The organism is Thiomicrorhabdus sp. 6S3-12 (assembly GCF_017571475.1).
In the GTDB taxonomy this organism is placed as follows: domain Bacteria; phylum Pseudomonadota; class Gammaproteobacteria; order Thiomicrospirales; family Thiomicrospiraceae; genus Thiomicrorhabdus.
Map to the genome: position 1 here is coordinate 465,063 of NZ_JAGETW010000001.1, position 20,734 is coordinate 485,796.

Consider the following 20,734-nt stretch of genomic DNA (forward strand, 5'->3'; position numbering starts at 1 on the left):
AAGCCCTCATATGAGGGCTTTTTTATTTGTCAGAATTGTCTTCTGCTCCGATCGCTGAACCAGTCGATGACTGATGCAGCGCATAAAAGCAGTGGCAATAGCCTATAACGAACGCGCTTTCAGGAAAGCCCCTTCAGATACGGCCGTCCATTGAGAAACCTGCTCCTTAAAGGCTTTCTGCGAAGCCCAGACTTTCTCTGACAACGCATCCGTCTTGGCGGCTTCCTCAATCACCTGTTCGGAAATTTTCTTCAACTCGATAAGCACTTCATCCGGGAAGTGGCGCAGTTCAACCTTATGCTTATTAATAAGCGTCTGCAACGCCTGCTGGTTACGTGCCGTATATTCAGCCAGCATATCGGCATTAGCCACCTTAAGCGCATTGCGCACGATGCTTTGAAGATCTTCGGGCAATTCGTTGAATGCTTTCTCGTTAATCATGCACTCCATCGTCGTCCCCGGCTCGTGCCAGCCCGGAGTGTAGTAATATTTCGCCACTTTATAGAGCCCGAACGCCAAGTCATTGTATGGTCCGACCCACTCGGTCGCATCCAAAGCACCGGATTGTAATGACGGGAAAATCTCACCGCCCGGCAAAGTGACCGGAATGCCGCCGGCTCGCTTCAAGACTTCGCCACCCAGTCCCGGCATACGCATTTTCAGGCCTTTCAAATCCGTAAGAGAATTGATTTCTTTGTTAAACCATCCACCCATCTGAGTCCCGGAATTGCCACCCGGATTCGGAATCAGACCGAAAGGTTTATAGGCTTCTTCCCAAAGTTCCATACCTCCGCCGTAGTATAGCCAGGCATTCATTTCCTGAGCCGTCAGACCGAAAGGTACTGACGAGAAGAAAGCCGCTGACGGAATTTTTCCTTTCCAATAGTATGCGCCGGCATGACCTAACTGGGCATTGCCCTGGGAAACCGCATCGAAAACCTCAAAAGCGCCAACCAGCTCGCCGGCCCCGTAAACTTTAACCTTGATTCGGCCTCCGGACATCTCGTTAATCAGCTTCGCGATATTATTAGCGCCGGTTCCCAGCCCCGGAAAGTTTTTCGGCCAGGTGGTAACCATTTTCCACTCATAGGTTTTCTGTGGCTGCATCGCCTGAGCAGCCTGAGTATTTTCATCACCAGAACCACAAGCCGTTAACGCCGTGGCAGCAGTTGCGCCCGCCACAGCACCTAAAAACTCTCTACGTTTCATGTGTTTCTCTACCTTTTTATCAAAAATCAACCGTGCCATTTTAAGCAAAAAAATAAGGTGAAATAAGTTTTTTGGCTTTGTTACCACTCAGCCCATTAGCGTAGTTGTTCGAAAGACATATAATAACCATACTTTTAAAAATGGATTGGGCATCACTATGAAACTGCTCCCAAAACTGATCATCAGCTTCCTTCTTATCGGTTTAATCCCTCTGTTTATTTTCGCTTCTCTGGCCATCCACAAAGCCGATCAGGGACTAAACACTCTCGCGGTCCAACAGCTTGAATCGGTGCGAGATAACAAGAAAGCTTCCGTTCAAAGATACTTCGAAACCGTCCGTCGTGAGGTGCTGACCCTTGCCGATACACAGGTTATTCTGCAAGCGATGTTTTATCTGCCCCCCCAGGTCAAAAGCTATCAGGCGTTGGCCGACGGCCTGAGCGACAACGACAAACAAGCTATTCGCGAGAAACTAAGCGCTAAACTCTCTTCGGAAGCAGACAGTGATAAAGATAAAGCCTGGCTTAGAAGAGCGGTTTCTCAACTTGATGATATTGCCCTGTTGATGCAGGGCGACTATATCGCCGGCAACGAAAACCCCAAAGATCAACGCTGGAAACTGCTGAAAGGAGCCAGCAAGTCCGCCTACCACGCCATTCACGCATCAATGCAGCCGGTGGTGCACAAATTCATCACCAACAGCCACTTCAACGATCTCTACCTGCTTGATAAAGACTCTGCCCGCGTGCTCTATTCCGTCAGCAAACAGGGCGACTTCGGGATCGATCTGCAACAACCGAACTGGCAAGCCTCCGCACTGGCCCAAGCGTGGCAAAAAGCTCGCAATCTGGGCGAAGGCCAAACCACTTTTATCGATTTCAGTCAATACGCCCCGGCCGGCAAAACGCCTGTTGCATTCATGGTCGCACCGGTCGTATTTGAAGGGAAAAAAATCGGCCTGCTTGCCGTTGAGTTTACCTATGAGGAACTCAATGCCATTATGAGCGATCGTTCGGGAATGGGCAGCAGTGGCGACAGCTTTATTATCGGCAGCGACGGACTGATGCGCACCGATGCCAGCCTCGACCCTAAACACAGCGTGCTCCATGCCTTTACCCATCAGAATGAAACCGGCGCTCACCATACTCTTAAGTCCGCTTTGCAGGGCGGCAGCGGCGTACAAACCGGCAGCAGCTTTCAAGGCACCGAAGTCATCAGCGCCTACGCGCCTCTGAAAATTGAAGAGACTCAATGGGCACTGGTCACAGAGATGTCGCAAGAAGAAGCTTTTGCCAGCTCGGAAGCGCTACAGAAATCGACTTGGTGGATGGTTATTGTCGGCCTATTGCTTATCAGCATTGCGGCCTACCTGATTGCCCGCAGCATTTCGCGTCCGGTGCAGGATTTGGTCGAAACCATGAAAAATATCCAGCAAAGCGGTGATTTCAGCCAACGCCACCCGGTATCCGGTAAAGATGAAATTGCCGAAGCGGCTCAAGCACTGAATCATCTGATGCAGAGTCTGGATATGGCCTTCAAAGAAATCCGTCTTGTCATGCACTCCATCAGTCAGGGGCAATTCAATCTACGGGTCAACAGCGACCTGCATGGCGATTTGTCGGATCTAAAAGAGGATATCAACCTCTCAGCGCAAAGCGTGGAAATAACCATGCAAGCCCTCTCGGAAGTCATGCTCGGTATCGCCGAAGGCGATTTCTCGGTACGTTTGGATCAAAACGTAAAAGGAGAACTTAAACAACAGGTTGATAACGCGATGCAGCAGATGGATGTTGCCGTGAATACGATTTCCGAAGCGATGGAATTCGCGGCGAAAGGCGAGTTTTCGCACCGCGTAACCGGTGATTTGAAAGGCGACATGGAGAAGTTAAAACATTCGGTCAACGCCTCACTGGAAGAAATAGAAAAAGCGATTGATGAGATCACTCAGTCGGCAAAAGCCATGTCGGAAGGCGATCTCACCCGCATGGTCGAAGGCCAATATGACGGCGAATTGCAGGAACTGCAAACGGCATTGAATCACTCTATCGACCACTTGTCAGAAATGGTCGCAACCATCCGCAACGCCTCCGATGAAGTCACCCGTGGCGCAGACCAGATCTCTCACGGCAGTATGGACCTGAATGAACGCACGCAAAACCAGGCCGCCGCACTGGAACAGACCGCGTCATCAATGGAAGAGATGACCTCTTCGGTGCGCAGCAACTCGGACAGTGCGCAACAGGCTTACCAATTGGCTGAAAAAGCGCAAGACAAAACCCAGCAAGGGGTTTTGATCATGAATCAAACCATTGAAGCGATGCACGGTATCGAAAGTGCCAGCGAACAGATCAGCAATATTATCGGCCTGATAGACAGCATCTCTTTCCAGACCAACCTGCTGGCGTTAAATGCCGCGGTTGAAGCTGCCCGAGCCGGTGAAGCCGGACGCGGTTTTGCCGTCGTCGCCGGAGAAGTCCGCAATCTGGCAGGAAATTCGGCCGATGCCGCCAACCAGATCAAACAGCTGATCGACAACACCGTAGAGCAGATTCACAAAGGAACCGAACTTGCCGGACAGTCCAGCGAAGCCTTACAGGACATCCGCTCGGCCATTCACGAGGTCAACGAGCTGATTGCCAGAATCAATCAATCCAGCTCGGAACAGGCGACAGGCATTACCCAGGTCAATCAGGCGATCAGCAATATCGACCAGACAACCCAGCAAAACGCCCATCTTGTCGAATCACTCTCGGAGTTCTCCGGCGATGTCGACCGCCAGTCCAAAGCACTGCAGCAGACGGTTTCCGGCTTTGCTATCAATCTAAACCGCCGCCTTCCGAACAAGTCGTAAAAAAGCGCTGCACAAAAAAACGCACACCAGACTCTTCCGGCGTGCGTTTTCACTCAAACAGAAGCGCGCAACAGTAATTACACTGACGACACATCCTCTTCTCGAGGGTTAAATGCCATAACCTCAGCCATCTGCTCATACAACGCTTTGGCCTGCTCTGAATCCGCCGGCGGCGTATGAATTTGGATCACCACATACTGGTTTCCCGGTTCCTTGCCTAACCCGCGACCTTTCAAGCGCATTTTCGCCCCCGACTGCGTGCCCGGTGCAATCGACATCTTGACCTTTCCTTTCAGAGTCGGAATTTCCACCTTGGCACCCAAAGCGGCCTCCCACGGGGTAACCGGAAGATCAACAATTACATCTTTGCCGTCCACTTTAAAACTCGGGTGCTTCTGCAGATTGATTTCAATAATCACGTCACCGCGCGGACCGCCATTCACGCCCTGAAAACCTTTTTCCTTAACGCGTATCTTCTGGTCTTGCAAGACTCCGGCCGGAATACGCACCTTAATCGGCTTGGTATCATACGAATGACTGCGCGAGCTGGAGACGCCGGTTTCGACGTTGATTACACGCTCACAGCCTTCAATGGCCTCCTCCAGACTGACCATGACTTTAGCGACCTGATCATCTCCTTTACGAGGACGCGCCTGACGCTGGCCGCCAAAGCCGCCCGCACCACCGAAACCACCGGCACCGCCGCCGAACATATCGCCGAAGATATCACCGAAGTCGGCCCCGCCGAATCCACCTTCGCCACCGAAACCGCCGCCAAAACCTCCGGCACCGGCCTGCTGATAATTCGAACCAAACTGATCGTACATATTACGCTTTTCCGCGTCGCTCAAAGTTTCGTAGGCTTCGGAGATTTCCTTAAACTTGGTTTCATCCCCGGTCTTCTTATCCGGATGGTATTTCGCCGCCAGCTTACGATAGGCTTTTTTGATTTCCGCATCACTGGCCGCACGCGACACACCTAAAATCTGGTAATAATCCTTGCTCATTCAAGCTCCTTAACGAATTCTTTTTCTGCCCGCATATATAAGGACTCTCTAAACAAATTTCAAGGATTCTGTTCTACTGGCATCAATATTGCGTTAACAATCATAAAACATTCACAAAATGTCAGTAAAATTCAATCCAATTTGCCTGAGATCCACTTCTTTTTTCAGGAGGCGTTTATGTCAAACCCCAATTATATCCTGATTGCCAGAGGCCGTAAGCACCTGACTTTTAAAGCAACCCACTCCAATTACCAGTATCTTGAGGAAATCGGAATCTTAATATTGAAACAGCCAAAAAGCAGCTACTTGCGATATGACATTTTCCAAACAGAAAACGCCACACTTGCACTAACTTCTGCATAGTACGCCTCTTTTTTGGGCAATAAAAAACCCCGGAGCGAAATCGCACCGGGGTTCAAAGTAAATCTACAAGACTTTTTTAGAAATCCACGCGCAGATTCAACTTGAAGTTTCGTCCTTGGGCCAGAGTATACCCTTTATAGGTATCCAGGAAATCCACATAGGACTTATCAAACAGATTCTCGACCGCCAGATTCATATACAGTTTCTGGTTCTGCGAACCTTTAATCATCGCCGAGTAACGCAGATTCCAAAGAGCATAGGCATCGGTTGAAGCTCGCCCGATCGACATATTGTCGAACTGCGAGAAAGGTTCATAAGCACCGGCCGAGTCTTTATCCGCCACCAGCTTGGTTTCCACAGTCCATTTCTGTCTGGTAAAGCCGTTCCAGTCCGCCGGTAGATAACTGTTCTGAACCAGCATATTATGCGCCGGAATCAGAGGAAGATCGCGAGAATTGTCTTCATCGCGCCCCTGAATCCACTCCAAAGCCAAAGACGACTGCCACTGCTTGTTCCAGCGGTGATCAATATTGAATTCAAAACCGCGAATAACCGCATCCGTCTGCTGTGCCTGCATTTCCGGCAAAGCGCCGCCCGAATCACAGGCGACGATTTCACCTTCATTTGGCGAACCTTCCGACCCGCGACACAACCCGGTATTTGCCAGATAAATATAATTATCGACCCAGTTCTGATAGGCTGTCGCCACCATACGTGTGGCGCCGTTGTCCCAGCGTAAAGACAGATCGGTATTCAAAGCAGTCTCTTCTTCCAACTCAGGATTCCCGATCTGATACGCCTGAACGCCTCCGTGCTCACCGCCGGCATAGAGTTCGAAAATGCTCGGCGCACGGAAACCGCGGGCAATATTCCCGGCCAGACTCCAACTATCGTCCAATCGGTAGGTCGCACCGAGAGATCCGGACCAGACGGCGAAATCACGTTCATTATTGGACTCGTCAAAAATCCCCGCTTCTTCGGTAAAGTGTTCATTATTACCGTCTACCGGCGCATACACATGATGCCAGTCGTAGCGCGCACCGATCTGTACCAGCCAGCGGTCGTAATCAGCCTCTTCAAACAGATACACCGCCTGCTTGCTGACATCGGCGCTCGGCGTCAAATGCCCGGATAACAGACGTTGCTCTTTTTCACTGAATTCGACACCGATCTCACCCTCAAAATCACCGAATGACGGGTGCTCGGCAGCCATTTTCAAGTCATGGCGTTTTACTTCCAGATTGAGGTAATGGTCTTCGCCTTCATCCTGAGCCATGGTTTCATACGGCAAATCATGCGCCGCTTCACGCTTGTTAAGCGTATAAACCCAGGATGGCTTTAAAATCCAGTCACCGGAAAAAATTTCCGCGCTCAACTGGGTTTCCTGATTGCTCAACTTCTGTCCGGTCGGCAAAGCCTCAAATGCACTATTCGGCCCGTCCGCCTCAATACCCAAATAGTTCTGCTTCGACTGCCAAAGCTGGTGACGTAAAGTGATTTGCCCCCACCCCTGACGCCAGCCTAAACCGATATTCGCTGCCCGGTTTTCGAAATTGGTATAGGGGACCGTACCGACAAACAGTGGACGATCGTCGGCCGGCGAGGCCGGAGTCGGACTGACAGCAGTATCCGCATTCGGAACTTTGAAATCGTCCGCTTTGCGGATACTGGCACCGGCGCTGATGGCAAAATCACGCGAGCCGGCACCGACTTTGGTTCCGACATGCATCTCGTCATTATTACTATTGAGTTCAAAGTCCACTTCACCGTGCTGTTCCTGCTCGAACGGCAGCGGGTCGGACAATACATTGACCACGCCCCCCAAGGCTTCCGAGCCGTAAAGGACACTTTGCGGCCCGCGGATCACCTCAATACGCCCGGCAAGGTAAGGATCGACATTCGGCAAATGACGTGTTCCATACGCTTGATAGTCGGTGCTGCTCCCGTTCGACAAAACTTTTACGCGCTCACCGGTCATGCCGCGAATCACAGGCTTGCCCGACTGTGGGCCGGCCGACAGGTTATTCACCCCCGGCGTCTGCGACAGCATTTCACCTAGAGAGCCGCTTTGCAAAGCACGTTTCGTCTCTTCATCCACTGCATCAATCTGTGACGGCACTTCAAAAGCCTCATGCTCATGAATCGGTGACGCCGATACGGTAATGTTTTCCAGAATGGTGTTGATTGCCTGATCTGCATAGACAGACACAGGCATGCCGCCGGCCACCGCAATGGCCAGCGTTAATCGATTTAATCTCATCTTTCGTTTCCTGAATCAGTTGATTTTGTACGCAATCCTCCCTGAACGATACTGCCTCAGGTGCAGCAGAACGGGGTCTTTACGTGTGAAAAATTACGGATTCAGGCGTGGTGGCGCGCGGACGGAATAGGAGGCATAAGCCCTAATTTGAACGACAAACGAATAGAGCGTCGGAAGATATTCCGGCGTCGAAAAGCCGGGAGCCAAGAAACTGAAAAAGGCACTGTGAACTCGCGGTTCGGAAGCCTGATCGAAGGCATCGCAGTACGCAGAGTGCTCATGGAAAGGATGAACCTCGGCGTGAATAACCGCCGCAGTCTGCGCCAATACAAATAGCAACAAAATCCATTTCCAAAAACGGAATGGATTTAAGAAAAATCGCGATTGCAGCGTTGGCGAAGCGGCTTTAGAGAGTTCCATTCTTTGGATTATAAAGGAATCTTTGTTAAAAGCAGCCCCGTAATCTGCAGAAACCGCCTTTCACTGCCTACAGAAATTTATCCTCTGAGAGGATGTTTATAAAAAAAACTAATTATCCAAGAAAAATTTTAAAAAATCTTTTCACTTCCTGAATATAGATAAAACCATCCTTAGCCTTTACTATGCCCTACGGTAAGCAAAGCTTACTAGTAAGAAATATCACCTTTTATTTTTTTCATTGGGTGGCCAGAATTTTATTTCCGGCGCTTTCTTCACGGCAAGTTTGCGAGCCCTAAATCGGCAAACGATTTAGAAAATATATCAATAACTTATTAACAATAAATAATACAGACGAAGGATAATAAACCATGGCAATGCTATTTACAGGCACTCCATTTGAAACAGAAACTCCTGAAGGAACGTTTTTTAACAATTTTCCCGGTGAAGCAGCCAATCCGCTTGGCGGGTTGGGAATGCTAACCGGCCTTATCACTTCAGGTATCGGTGAGTCACCTTTCTCAGGCTTCGGAGAGATGCCAACACCGTCCATTCCAGGAATGGATGGTGCCGGGCTTCCTGGCCTTGATTCTCTGACCGAAGCTGGACTGCCGACAGCAGCCGAACTGGGAGACAGTATTCTGTCGGGTGTGACCGGCGGCTTCGATCAGGCACTGGCGACTTTCAACGGAGATGTACTGGGAGCGGTTACCGGCGGCATTTCCCAAGGGGCTGCAGCCTTTGCCGGAGGACTTGAGGTACTGAACACCGAGGTTATCGGCGCAATTCCGGGTGCGATTGAAACACTGAGCGAGAATATGGGACCTTTACAGGAAGCTCAAACAGCCCTTCTAGGCCTTCCTGCTCAAGGAACAGGTATGTTTGTGGAAGGCATCAGCAATGCAGCGGGAACCATCTCCTATGCCGCAACGGCCGTTGGAAGCCTTCCGCAAATCGCTAGCTCCGTTATCGGTTCAGTAATCTCCACAGAAGACGGTTCGGCACTGCCGCAAATGGTTAACGCCGCAAACGAAATCGTGACTACGGCAGCAACAACGTCTGGATCCATTGCGACACTGACCCAAACACTGTTCGACGCATCCGGCATGATCGATGTCCAAGGCACGCTAACCGGCATTACCGAGAGTTTTGATCCTGAAACCGTCGCAACCGCATTTCAAGATTCTGCGACAGCCGTAGTCACCAGTCTGGAAGGCCTGGCAAGCATGCCTGAAAGCATGGCAGGCTTCGGTCAGGAACTGATCGCCAGCTTTCAAGAAACCGGCGGCTATTTAAGCGATGAATTCTTTAGCGGAATTATTGATCCAGAAGCACCTGAATCCGGATTGATCGGCAGCTTCATCGCAGAGGCAACCGCGCCGGCACAAGCATTTATCGAAGGGATGAACCCGATGGCGTCCGCACCTGGCGATATGGGCAATCCTCTGGAAGGACTGATGGGCGCATTCGACGGTTTACAGCCACCTCAAGGCTTCAATCCGGCTCAATCTTTCCAGGACTTCTTCGCCGGCTAATATTTAAGCCTTAGAGAAGACGTTCAGAAAGGCGTAATTTCATATTACGCCTTTTTATGCTATCTAGCGTTTAAGTAATACCTTATCGAGATATGGCATTACTTAAACGTTACAACGACGCCATGTCGATTAGACCACTCAACCGGACATTACTATGCCGACAGCCATTTTGAACCAAAATATCGCCGCGGTCTCGGAGCTTTTCGAGAGACATCTGAATAACCTGCAAAACACCGAACTGCTGGAAAATCATTTACGCAACCTGCAAAACACCGAACTGTTAGAACGTCATTTAGACAATCTGCACAGTCTGCTTCCTTCCGAAATGGAGCCACCTTCCGACCTGCCTTCCTTTGACACACTGATCGAACCGTTGAATAAAGCACCGGAAACACTTGTCTCTCTGGCTGAGGCGGTATCTGCTGAAGCTTCGAACATTCTGGGTGATAAAACGGATCCACAAACCGTAACTGAAGCGCTTAACCAGCTGGGCGAAATCAACGGGCAAGCAATGGAAGCAATCCAATCGGGAATCGGTTACTTCACGCAAATACTCAATCCGATGAGCGCCGCTTTAATCGACATTGCCAGAACCGATCTTAAAACGGTACCGGTATTAATTGATGAACAGATTACGCCGCAGGTGACACAGGTATTCGAAGTCTTAAATGAGCTTGCCCCCGAATTCCAGCAGAGCCTTCTTTCATTATTCTCGGCAATCCGTACCAGTACTGCCGACTTTCAGCAGGCCGTTGAAACAGGCTTAATCACTTTGCCGCAATCGATCGCCAAAGAGTCTGTCGCAATGCTCGAAACAGGTCTGCAATCGGTCGATTTCATCGGACAACAAATGCTGCCCGTAGCGAATGCAGCTTTGCAGACTATGCTATATGAATCAACCGAACCGACGGCGGCTTTTATTGACAACCAGCTGAATCTGATTGACGACACCGCAGGTGTACTGGTAACAGATGATGTTTTACAGGCGCTGGAACCCCTTCCGGGGCAGGAATTATCCTCGTTTATTACACAGGATAATGGGTTTAATAATGCCGCTGCCAAACTTTCAAGTCCCGCAGACGCAGGCGAATTTTTACTGCTGGCGAGTCAAGCACACACTCCGGTTTGGGAAGCGCTTATCAATTGAGAAAACCTCTGCGATGGAGCATTTCGTCTCTATGGACGTGCCGAGACTGAAGCTTGCTGCAACAGCTCTTCGAGTTTGTGCAAGTGATGCTCGGCCTGCCAATCAGTACCACCGAAAAGCGCAAAACGGATAATGCCCTCGGCATCGATTAGGTAACTGCTTGGATAAGCAAAGACTTTCCAGTCTTTTACCGCCTTTCCTTCAGGGTCGAGCAGAATAGGGAAATTCAACTGATGTTGACGGTTGAAAGCCTGCACCGTTTCGCGGTCTTCTCCCAGATTGACCGCGAGAATTTCAAAAGGCCGGTTTTTCAGCTGTTGTTTCAAGGCCGCCATCGACGGCATTTCATGCACGCAAGGCGGACACCAGCTGGCCCAGAAATTCAGCAAAACAACCTTGCCTTTAAGCTGCTGCAAATCGACCGTCTCGCCCTGCAGACTTAGCAGCTGTAACGGCAGGTTCTGAGCACCCTGATAAACACTTAACTCCAAGGAACGCGTTGCTTGCGGGAGAGCCTGTGCACTTGCTTTATGAATCTGTCGGGACTCGGCCAGATAAGGAAGCTGCCAATGCATGGCATCGATCAACTGTTCGGCGAGCCGATCCGCTGCCTGCTTCTCGCGCGGCAAGGCATCCGGGCGGAAATAGAAACGGTCTCGCAACTCCGGCATCAACTGAATAAAAACATCGCTGCCCTGAAGACTTAGTGTCTCCTGCAACTCCAGCAGATGCCAACGCCACGGAGAGAGTTCCGCCTGCAATACCGATATGGGTAAATTCGCATTGCTGACCTGCGGCCAGTAATCGGCCGATTTCCCCGGTTCCGGCGTATTGAGATAGAGGTTGGGATTGATCAGCAACAGACCGACCTGGCTGAGCGGCTCGGCACGCTGATAAGCTTCCAAAGCCTTTAATGCTAGGATACCGGCCCGGTTCGGGGCAAGAATCCACAAAGGTTTCTGCTCGTCATGCAAGCGCTCGATCAGAATTCTGATCCAATCCGCCGGTATTTTCTCGAACGCGCTGGGGGTCGGCGAGAGGAACAGCGCTTCATAAGGATCCAGCATAGTCACCGCAAATCCTTTGTCCGCCAGTTGCTCGGCGATTTTTCGTTCCTGACTCAGAACGCCGTATTCCGACGGCAACCACAGGATCTGCGCCTGAGCGTCCTCCGGACGCAATTCGAAAAGCGGGATTTCCGCATCGCCTATCTGCTCAAGACGTCCCTGCCAGTCGGCCGCCTGAGACGCCCCCAGCCAAAACAAACACATGAACAGATAAACGATACGCATCTATTTTTTCGCCTTTTCAAGAACACTCAAGTGTAAGCGCTGGCGCTCGTCAAACAGCTTTTTGGCCGCCATCTCTACCGCAATCAAAGTCCCTGCTGCCGTCGATGTCGCGATCAACAGCATGATCATAATCTGGTATTTGACCGCTTCCATCGGACTGGCTCCGGCAAGGATCTGCCCGGTCATCATGCCCGGCAGAGAAATGACCCCGGCCGCGACCAGCATATTGATCACCGGAATCATCGAAGCGTGCAGACTTTGCTGCTTAATAAACTTCATCGACTCTTTGGCACTGTAACCCAATGCAAGTTGCGCCTCGATCTTATTTTTAAGCTGTTTGGTATTACGGGTCAAGTTATCCAGACCGACGCCGATCGCCGTCATGCTATTACCGAGCAGCATCCCGAGAAGCGGAATGGCGTATTGCGGCTGATACCAGGGATCGGGCTGAATGACCAGAGTCAAGACGGCGACCAGCAATACCAGTGCGGTAACGGAAAGGGACATAAGCCCGATAAGAATGCTGCTGTACTTCTGAAAACGGTACTGCTGCCGCTTGGCAATCTCATAACCGGCCGCCAGCAGCATAATCAATCCCACCAGCGCAACCCAGATCGGATTATCGGCATAAAATACCCAGGTAAGCCAGACCCCCATAAAAGAGAGCTGCGCCACCGCCCGCACATTGGCCCAAAAATATTGACCGACATGGGTAAACCCCTGCAACCATAAGATACCGCCCATCAATGCTACCAGCACGGAAAGCATGGCCAGATCCCAGTAACTGATCAGAATCATCTGCGTTTCCATACTTAAGCCTCCTGCGCCTGCGGTGACGTTTTCTGCAGTTCTTCGATGGAACAGCAATAGGTCGGACAAGCCAACCGGTCTCTTTGCGCCTGATCGTGACTGATCCAGATCGCGGCTCTTTGCCCCTGCTGCAAGTAGTCCTGCAAAAGCGTTTCCACCTGCAAAGTACTGTCCGGATCCAGATTGGCACTGGTCTCATCCAAAAGCAAGACTTTCGGTTCAAATGCCAGCCCTCTCAGCAACGCCAAACGCTGCTTTTCGCCACTTGAAAGCTGATCCGGATGCTGTTGCAGAATCGTGTCATTCAAGCCGACTTGCTGCAGAGTCTGCGCCGACGGCGATTGAATAAAATGCTCACCGACCGTTTCCATCCACCAGGCCGTTTCCGCCGAAAAATACATAACCTGACGTCGCCAAACCGGGGCCGGCATAGAATCGGCCGCCAGCTCCTCAAGCAAAACCTTGCCATCATGCTCGATCAGATCGGCCATCGCTTTCAGCAATTGCGATTTACCGCTGCCGGAAGGCCCGTACAGCAACCATAGCTGCCCGGCGCCAATCCGCCAGTTAACCGGCTGGCGCATTCCCGGCGCCTGTAAGTCAGCGATTTCCAATAAAGCTTGCATCAATTTCCCACTTTATTTAATTCTAGAACACTTTGAAGTTTAGCTAATCAAGGCGCTCGGAGCGCGGTTTATAAAGCACATCCATGTGCTTTACCCCTTTGGGGCTTACGTTCAAAACCGTTCCAGACGTTTTTGCAGTCACTCTAAATAAGCGACGAGCAAAACCAGACCTTAAAATTCTAGAACACTCTGAAGTTTTGCTAATCAAGGCACTTGAAGCGAAGTTTAGCTAGACTAAATGAGCGCCAAGTAACACAGAGTAGCAAAACTTCAGGAAGTTCTAGCGTTTTTCCAGGCGGGCGTAAGCCAATACCAGCCACTTGCTACCGAACTCGGTAAAATTCACATGAATCCGCGCATGCTCACCGCTGCCTTCGTAATTCAGCACGATGCCATCCCCGAATTTGGCGTGGCTGACTCTTTCACCGATCTGAAAACCGGTTTCATTTTGTCTTGCACTCGAAGTAAAACCGGCTGAACCTTCACGCTCCATCGTCGGTTGCACGCGTCCGGAAAGACGCACTTCCTGAATATACTCCGGCGGAATCTCTTTAATAAAGCGTGACATCACCGGGAAAAACTCGGAACCGTGTAAACGGCGGCGCTGGGCAAAGGTCATAATCAGCTGTTTCTCGGCACGGGTAATACCGACGTACGCCAGACGACGCTCTTCTTCGAGACGCGCCGCATCCTCCTGCGACTGCTGTGACGGGAAGAGGCCTTCTTCCATACCGATCATAAACACCAGTGGGAACTCCAATCCCTTGGCCGAGTGCATTGTCATCAGTTGCACGCAAGACTCCCACGCATCTGCCTGCTGTTCACCCGCTTCCAGTGCCGACTGCGCCAAGAACTCTTCCAGAGTACTCTGTTCGGGATTATCAATAATGGTGTTGCCGTCCAACTGGACGGACTCATCCTCGGCGGCCATAACAGCCTCTTCCGTATTGATTCCCGCAGCCGTCTGCTGTTTGGCACGATTGTCGAATTGCGCGGCGGCGCTGATTAATTCATCAAGGTTTTCCAGACGGCCCTGCCCCTGCTCCGATTGATCTTTTTCAAAGTGCGCCTGCAATCCGGACAGAGAAATGGTTTTGACGAACTGCTGCTCAAGATCCTGTTCGCGCAAAGCGTCCTGGAGCTGCTCGATCAGATCAATAAAACCTTGAACCGCCGTCTTTGCTCGCGCTTTTAAACTGTTATCAAGCAGCATTTGAGAAGCCTGCCACAGCGATATCTGCTGATCGCGAGCCACCTGCCGGATCGAATCGGCGGTTTTCTGACCGATACCGCGCGGCGGGTGGTTATAGACACGTTCGAAAGCGGCATCGTCTTCACGATTCACCACCAGACGCAAATACGCCAGTACATCCTTAACTTCGGCTCGGTCATAGAAACGCAAACCACCATAAACACGGTACGGAATCTGCGCCTGCATCAATGCCTGCTCAATCATCCGCGATTGCGCATTGGAACGGTACAAAACCGCGATTTCATCACGCTGTCCACCCTGTTCGACCCAGTTTTCAATCCGCGACGTCACATAGCGTGCCTCGTCAAACTCGTTAAACGCCTCATACAGAAGGATCGGATCCCCCTCTTCGCCGGCACTCCATAACTGTTTGCCCATACGGCTGTCGTTATGCGAAATCAGTGCATTGGCCGCTTTCAGAATCGTGCCGGTCGAACGGTAGTTCTGCTCCAGACGGACCATCAGCGTGCCGGCAAAATCCTGATCGAACTGACGGATATTTTCTACCCGCGCTCCGCGCCAGCCGTAGATCGACTGATCGTCGTCGCCGACCACAAACAGCTTGCCGCTGGCTCCGGCCAGAACCCGCAGCCAGGCATATTGAAGCGTATTGGTGTCTTGGAACTCATCAACCAGAATATGCCGGAAACGCGCCTGATAGTGGCCAAGGATATGCGGCTTCTTCAACCACAGTTCATGCGCACGCAACAGCAATTCGGCAAAATCCACCAGACCGCCGCGCTGGCAGAGTTCTTCATACTCCTTATAAATTTCAACCAGTTTGGCGACATAAGGGTTATGACCGATTTCGATATGATGCGGGCGGCGCCCCTCTTCTTTTTCACCATTAATAAAAGCCTGCACCTGTTTGACCGGCCATTGCGTCTCGTCCAGATCCATTGCTTTCAAAAGCCGCTTCAAAACACGCTTCTGGTCGTCGGCATCGAGTATCTGGAAATTATTCGGCAGATTCGCGTCCTGATAATGCTGCCGCAAAATTCTATACGCAATGCCGTGAAAGGTTCCCATTGTCAGACCACCGGCCTGCTGTCCGATCAGGTTTTCGACACGCCCGCGCATTTCGTTGGCGGCTTTATTGGTAAAGGTCACTGCCAGAATATTGTACGGAGAGTAGCCCATAACTTTGGTCAGCCAGGCGATGCGATGCACCAACACCCGTGTTTTTCCACTGCCCGCTCCGGCCAGAATTAAACCGTGACTTTCATCCAGCGTCACCGCTTGACGCTGGGCATCGTTTAAATCATCTAAAATAAAGGAGATATCCATTAATCTTTATCGTCCGCTTGGAAGCTTTTTTACCCGTTTATCGGGTTGTTTGAATAATTCGTATATCCTACGCCAATTTGATCCATTTTTCCGCCTTACTCTGTGCAAATACACCTTAATAAGGAAGCGTAGAAAATGCCCGCAAACAGCAAAAAAATTCCAACGATATCTCTTGCTATTTAATTTTAAATAATGTAATAATTAACAAATTCAAAAAACTTCATTGATTCAGAGACTCTAAAAAACGCTCGTCTTTGAGTCTTTTTAAGTCATTTCAGACAAAAAAGCTCCGCAACTCTTTCCCCTATTTTGCTTTCAAAACCAAAAATTTTGGGCGAGGTGTATTTGCGCAAGGAGCTAAATAAAAGTATGCAAGAGAGAAGGAGAAAACATGATTTCTACAAGCGACGCGAACTTTGAAGCGGAAGTGCTACAGTCAGACGTACCGGTACTGGTCGACTTTTGGGCAGAATGGTGTGGCCCGTGCAAAATGATCGCGCCAATTTTGGATGAAATTTCCACTGAGTTTGAAGGTCGAGTAAAAGTTGCCAAACTGAATATCGATGAAAACCCGACAACTCCTCCTAAATACGGTGTACGCGGTATCCCGACCTTAATGTTGTTCAAGAACGGTGAAGTGGACGCAACTCAGGTCGGCGCACTATCAAAATCTCAACTGGTTAAATTCCTAGACGATAACCTATAAGAATTTTCTTGCACTTCCGGGCACCGCTCGGGAGTGAACCCTTCACAGACACATCCTATACGACTGCGACTGCAGCTTCCCAGCTACACGCTCACAATTAAACAATCGAAATTGAAGTATGCATTTATTAGATTTAAAAAAACGTTCAGCAGCAGAACTTATTGACCTAGCAAGCTCAATGGGACTGGAGAATCTTGCCCGTTTACGTAAACAGGACATGATTTTCGCCATTTTGAAAGCACATTCCAAAAATGGTGAAGACATCTATGGTGAAGGGGTATTGGAAATTCTGCCGGATGGCTTTGGTTTCTTAAGAACCGAAGACAGTTCTTATCTTGCCGGTCCGGACGACCTTTATGTTTCGCCTAGCCAGATCCGCCGTTTCGGCCTGCGCAAAGGGGATACCATTCAAGGTAAAATTCGCCCGCCGAAAGAAGGTGAGCGCTATTTCGCCCTGTTAAAGGTTGAGAAGATCAACTTTGAAGATCCAGAAGTCGCACGCAAGAAGATTGCTTTCGAAAACCTGACGCCTCTGCACGCCAACGAGCGCCTGCGTATGGAATTGGGTAACGGTTCGACCGAAGACATCACTTCGCGTATTATCGACATCGCAGCGCCTTTCGGTAAAGGTCAGCGTGGTCTGATCGTCGCGCCGCCGAAATCCGGTAAAACCGTGATTCTGCAGCAGATGGCCCAGTCTATCGCGGAAAACTATCCTGACTGTTACCTGATCGTACTGCTGATCGACGAACGTCCGGAAGAAGTTACCGAGATGCAGCGTACCGTCAAAGGTGAAGTTATCTCCTCGACCTTCGATGAACCGGCTGCTCGCCATGTTCAGGTTGCGGAAATGGTTATCGAAAAAGCCAAACGTCTGGTTGAACACAAAACCGACGTAGTCATCCTTCTGGATTCGATCACCCGTCTGGCACGTGCTTATAACACCGTGGTTCCGGCTTCCGGAAAAATCCTGACCGGTGGTGTCGATGCCAACGCTCTGCATCGTCCGAAACGCTTTTTCGGTGCGGCACGTAATATCGAAGAAGGCGGCTCTCTGACAATTATCGCCACGGCACTGGTCGATACCGGTTCCAAAATGGATGAGGTTATCTTTGAGGAATTCAAAGGTACCGGTAACATGGAACTGCACCTGTCGCGCAATATCGCCGAAAAACGTACCTTCCCTGCGATCAACATCACCAAATCCGGTACCCGTAAGGAAGAACTGCTTATGGATCAGGACGAGTACCAGAACATCTGGGTACTGCGTCGATTCATGGGCGGCATGAACGAAGTCGAAGCGATCGAAACGCTGATTGATCAGATGAAAGTCAGCAAAACCAACGGCGACCTGTTCGAGGCGATGAAGCGATAATTGTCGAAAAACCGCCTCATGGCATCTAAGCCGTTGATTCTTTTTACTTAAACTAAAAAAGAAACTTGCATTTACGGATTGAATCCATATAATGCATTTTTCTTTCGAAATTAACTATTAATGGACCGTCATCATGAAAGCAGACATTCATCCAGAATATAAGGACGTAGTTTTCCAGGACATCTCTACTGGTGAGACTTTCGTTACTCGTTCGACTATTGAAAAAACTTCTGGCGAAACCATTACTCTAGACGGTAACGAATATCCGCTAGTTCGTATTGAAGTTTCTAGCGCTTCTCACCCTTTCTACACTGGTAAGCAGACTCTTGTTGATACCGAAGGTCGTGTTGAGAAGTTCAAACAGAAGTTTGGTCGTCGTCGCGCTTAATCGCCGAAACGATTCGACTTTTGTCAAAAGCGCGGTTTATACCGCGTTTTTTTATGCCTGCAATTTCGCAAACCGGCATGCAAAAGTGGCAAAAGGCCCAAAAACTGCTTAAAGTAACAGCACTATTGAAATGAATTCACCAGGTTGAAAATGCACACGAAACCAAGGTTTACCAATCGTCTTCTGCTGACGTCATTACTGCTCTTCACTTTTCTGCTGACCAATCAAGCCAGCGCACAGGAAAACTGCCGAAATTTTGAGCCGGATGTCTGGGTGGAAGCGCAATATGCCATCAACGGCTCGACCATTATCGTCCAGAATCAACGCGTACACCTGATCGGCCTGTATGCCCCGCAAAAAGCGCGCACCTATAAATTTCACACCCCCGGTGAACCGCTCGCCAAGGCGGCTCAGGAACATTTGAACACCCTGCTGGCCAACCATGATCTGCAGATCGGAGTGGTCTACGATAAAAATCAGGTCGACAAGAATCGTATTCAGCAGGCTCACGTCTTTTTCAAAAACGGCAACAGCCTGAATCAAGCGATGCTCCGTTCCGGGTATGCCATCAACCGTACGCAAAACGACAACACCCGTTACGCCGACTGCTATTATGCAGCGGAGCAGCAAGCCCGCCAGGAAGGTTATCAACTCTGGGATCAGCTTAAGAAAAATCCGGACAGTCACTTTCCTCTGGTCAAAAGCAGCGAGATCACCGATCAGGACCAGGGCTTTCGCATCGTTCAGGGCAAAATTCTTGAAGTCAGCCAGTCATCGACAAATTACATCCTGAATATGGATACCACCGGCATTCGTATTCCGAAAAAAGCCTGGGACAAATTCGACTACGCCAAGCTGCAGGCGCTCAAAGGGCAAACCGTTGAAGTGCGCGGCTATGCTTACCTCTATAAAGGCCATATGTATATGGTGATTGACCACCCCTATGCCTTTGATGTCTTCAGCCCTCTTAAGCAATCTTGAGCGCAAACGCCAGCGATCGCAAACCTCCACACTATCTAAAGTTTTATAACAGCGCGCTTTCGGCTAGAATAGTCTGATTTTCAAACAGATACAGAGAAAGGGCCTAGCAATGGCAGAACTACAAAACGACCGCTTCTTACGTGCTTTATTAAGAGAACCTGTTGACCGCACACCGGTATGGATGATGCGTCAGGCAGGTCGTTACCTGCCAGAATACCGCGCAACGCGTGCCCAGGCAGGTTCGTTCATGGATCTGTGCCGCAATGCCGAACTCGCCTGCGAAGTGACGCTTCAGCCGCTGGAACGCTTCCCGCTGGATGCCGCGATTCTTTTCTCGGATATTCTGACCATTCCGGATGCCATGGGCCTCGGGCTGCGTTTTGAAACTGGCGAAGGTCCGGTTTTCGACAAGCCGGTTCGTTCGATGGCGGATGCCAAGAAATTGTATGTTCCGGACATGGGATCGGATCTGGGCTATGTCATGAATGCCGTCAGCACCATCCGCAAAAACCTCAACGGCCGCGTGCCACTTATCGGTTTCTCCGGTAGCCCTTGGACGCTGGCGACCTATATGGTTGAAGGCGGATCAAGCAAAACCTTCTCGAAAATCAAAGCGATGATGTATGACGAGCCGGCGACACTGCACCACATTCTGGACGTTCTTGCCGAATCGGTTATCCAATACCTGAACGCACAGATTGAAGCCGGCGCCCAGGCAGTACAGATTTTTGATACTTGGGGCGGCGTACTGACCCCACGTGATTACAAAGAGTTCTCACTGCAATATATGCACAAGATTGTTGACGGCCTGAAACGTGAAAACGAAGGTCGCAAAGTGCCGGTAATCCTGTTCACCAAAGGCGGCGGACAATGGCTGGAAGATATGGCTGCGACCGGCTGCGATGCACTGGGGCTGGATTGGACCACCGATATCGACGTTGCACGTGAGCGCGTTGGCGACAAAGTTGCCATCCAGGGGAATATGGATCCGTCCATGCTGTATGCTTCACCGGAACGCATCCGCGCGGAAGTCGGCTTTATTCTAGAGAAGTACGGTAAAGGCTCCGGTCATGTCTTTAACCTCGGGCATGGTATTCACCCTGAAGTCAAACCGGAACATGCCGAAGCCTTTATTAAAGCGGTGGTGGAGCTATCCCCTCAATATCACAAATAAGTTAGACAGAGATTGCCGTCCTCGTGACGCTTTCAGTTTGCCTAAAATAAAAAA

16 protein-coding genes are annotated in these 20,734 nt (G+C 50.3%); 8 read left to right on the forward strand and 8 right to left on the reverse strand.

All coding sequences use genetic code 11. The features are described from left to right. Positions 1-102 precede the first annotated feature (102 nt). Positions 103-1,209 carry a TRAP transporter substrate-binding protein gene (locus J3999_RS02175; RefSeq protein ID WP_208126340.1) on the reverse strand — a complete coding sequence of 369 codons (1,107 nt, stop codon included), beginning with the start codon at positions 1,207-1,209 and terminating at the stop codon, positions 103-105. Between the two features lie 157 nt (positions 1,210-1,366). On the opposite strand from J3999_RS02175, the gene J3999_RS02180 reads away from it, so the two are divergent. Beyond that, positions 1,367-4,060, forward strand: coding sequence for a methyl-accepting chemotaxis protein (locus J3999_RS02180; protein WP_208126341.1), 2,694 nt, complete (start codon positions 1,367-1,369; stop codon positions 4,058-4,060). A 77-nt stretch (positions 4,061-4,137) separates the two neighbouring features. Here J3999_RS02180 and J3999_RS02185 read toward each other — a convergent pair whose 3' ends face one another. From J3999_RS02185 to J3999_RS02195, 3 genes are all read right to left on the reverse strand, one after another. Continuing rightward, on the reverse strand, positions 4,138-5,067 hold the full coding sequence (locus J3999_RS02185; protein ID WP_208126342.1) for a DnaJ C-terminal domain-containing protein: 930 nt from the start codon (positions 5,065-5,067) through the stop codon (positions 4,138-4,140). Positions 5,068-5,506: 439 nt separating this feature from the next. Next, positions 5,507-7,690 carry a TonB-dependent receptor gene (locus J3999_RS02190; RefSeq protein WP_208126343.1) on the reverse strand — a complete coding sequence of 728 codons (2,184 nt, stop codon included), beginning with the start codon at positions 7,688-7,690 and terminating at the stop codon, positions 5,507-5,509. A 93-nt stretch (positions 7,691-7,783) separates the two neighbouring features. Beyond that, positions 7,784-8,032, reverse strand: coding sequence for a hypothetical protein (locus tag J3999_RS02195; protein ID WP_208126344.1), 249 nt, complete (start codon positions 8,030-8,032; stop codon positions 7,784-7,786). Positions 8,033-8,478: 446 nt separating this feature from the next. Here J3999_RS02195 and J3999_RS02200 point away from each other — a divergent pair, with 446 nt between their 5' ends. Both J3999_RS02200 and J3999_RS02205 read left to right on the forward strand, forming a co-directional pair. Further along, the gene (locus J3999_RS02200; protein ID WP_208126345.1) at positions 8,479-9,642 is read left to right on the forward strand and encodes a hypothetical protein; all 1,164 of its coding nucleotides are present in this window, start codon (positions 8,479-8,481) and stop codon (positions 9,640-9,642) included. 154 nt (positions 9,643-9,796) lie between these two features. After that, on the forward strand, positions 9,797-10,789 hold the full coding sequence (locus tag J3999_RS02205; protein WP_208126346.1) for a hypothetical protein: 993 nt from the start codon (positions 9,797-9,799) through the stop codon (positions 10,787-10,789). Positions 10,790-10,818: 29 nt separating this feature from the next. On the opposite strand, the gene J3999_RS02210 is transcribed toward J3999_RS02205, so the two are convergent. The 4 genes from J3999_RS02210 to uvrD form a co-directional block, all read right to left on the reverse strand. Further along, positions 10,819-12,081, reverse strand: coding sequence for a TlpA disulfide reductase family protein (locus tag J3999_RS02210; protein ID WP_208126347.1), 1,263 nt, complete (start codon positions 12,079-12,081; stop codon positions 10,819-10,821). Then, positions 12,082-12,891, reverse strand: coding sequence for an iron export ABC transporter permease subunit FetB (gene fetB / locus J3999_RS02215; RefSeq protein ID WP_243755241.1), 810 nt, complete (start codon positions 12,889-12,891; stop codon positions 12,082-12,084). 2 nt (positions 12,892-12,893) lie between these two features. Continuing rightward, the gene (locus J3999_RS02220; RefSeq protein ID WP_243755242.1) at positions 12,894-13,517 is read right to left on the reverse strand and encodes an ATP-binding cassette domain-containing protein; all 624 of its coding nucleotides are present in this window, start codon (positions 13,515-13,517) and stop codon (positions 12,894-12,896) included. A gap of 280 nt (positions 13,518-13,797) precedes the next feature. Further along, positions 13,798-16,056 (reverse strand): DNA helicase II, encoded by a 2,259-nt coding sequence (gene uvrD, locus J3999_RS02225; protein WP_208126348.1) that lies wholly within the window; start codon positions 16,054-16,056, stop codon positions 13,798-13,800. 391 nt (positions 16,057-16,447) lie between these two features. Between uvrD and trxA the strand changes: the two genes are divergently transcribed. The 5 genes from trxA (at position 16,448) to hemE (ending at position 20,680) form a co-directional block, all read left to right on the forward strand. Continuing rightward, positions 16,448-16,762 (forward strand): thioredoxin TrxA, encoded by a 315-nt coding sequence (gene trxA, locus J3999_RS02230; RefSeq protein ID WP_173286553.1) that lies wholly within the window; start codon positions 16,448-16,450, stop codon positions 16,760-16,762. 118 nt (positions 16,763-16,880) lie between these two features. Beyond that, positions 16,881-18,137, forward strand: a complete 1,257-nt coding sequence (gene rho / locus J3999_RS02235) for a transcription termination factor Rho (protein WP_173286555.1) — start codon at positions 16,881-16,883, stop codon at positions 18,135-18,137. 133 nt (positions 18,138-18,270) lie between these two features. Continuing rightward, positions 18,271-18,525: a type B 50S ribosomal protein L31 gene (locus J3999_RS02240; protein WP_208126349.1), complete on the forward strand. Its 255-nt coding sequence runs from the start codon at positions 18,271-18,273 to the stop codon at positions 18,523-18,525. 150 nt (positions 18,526-18,675) lie between these two features. Further along, entirely contained in the window at positions 18,676-19,506 is an 831-nt protein-coding gene (locus tag J3999_RS02245; protein ID WP_208126350.1) for a thermonuclease family protein, read from the forward strand. Positions 19,507-19,615: 109 nt separating this feature from the next. Then, the gene (hemE, locus tag J3999_RS02250) at positions 19,616-20,680 is read left to right on the forward strand and encodes a uroporphyrinogen decarboxylase (RefSeq protein ID WP_173286561.1); all 1,065 of its coding nucleotides are present in this window, start codon (positions 19,616-19,618) and stop codon (positions 20,678-20,680) included. The last annotated feature ends 54 nt before the right edge of the window (positions 20,681-20,734 follow it).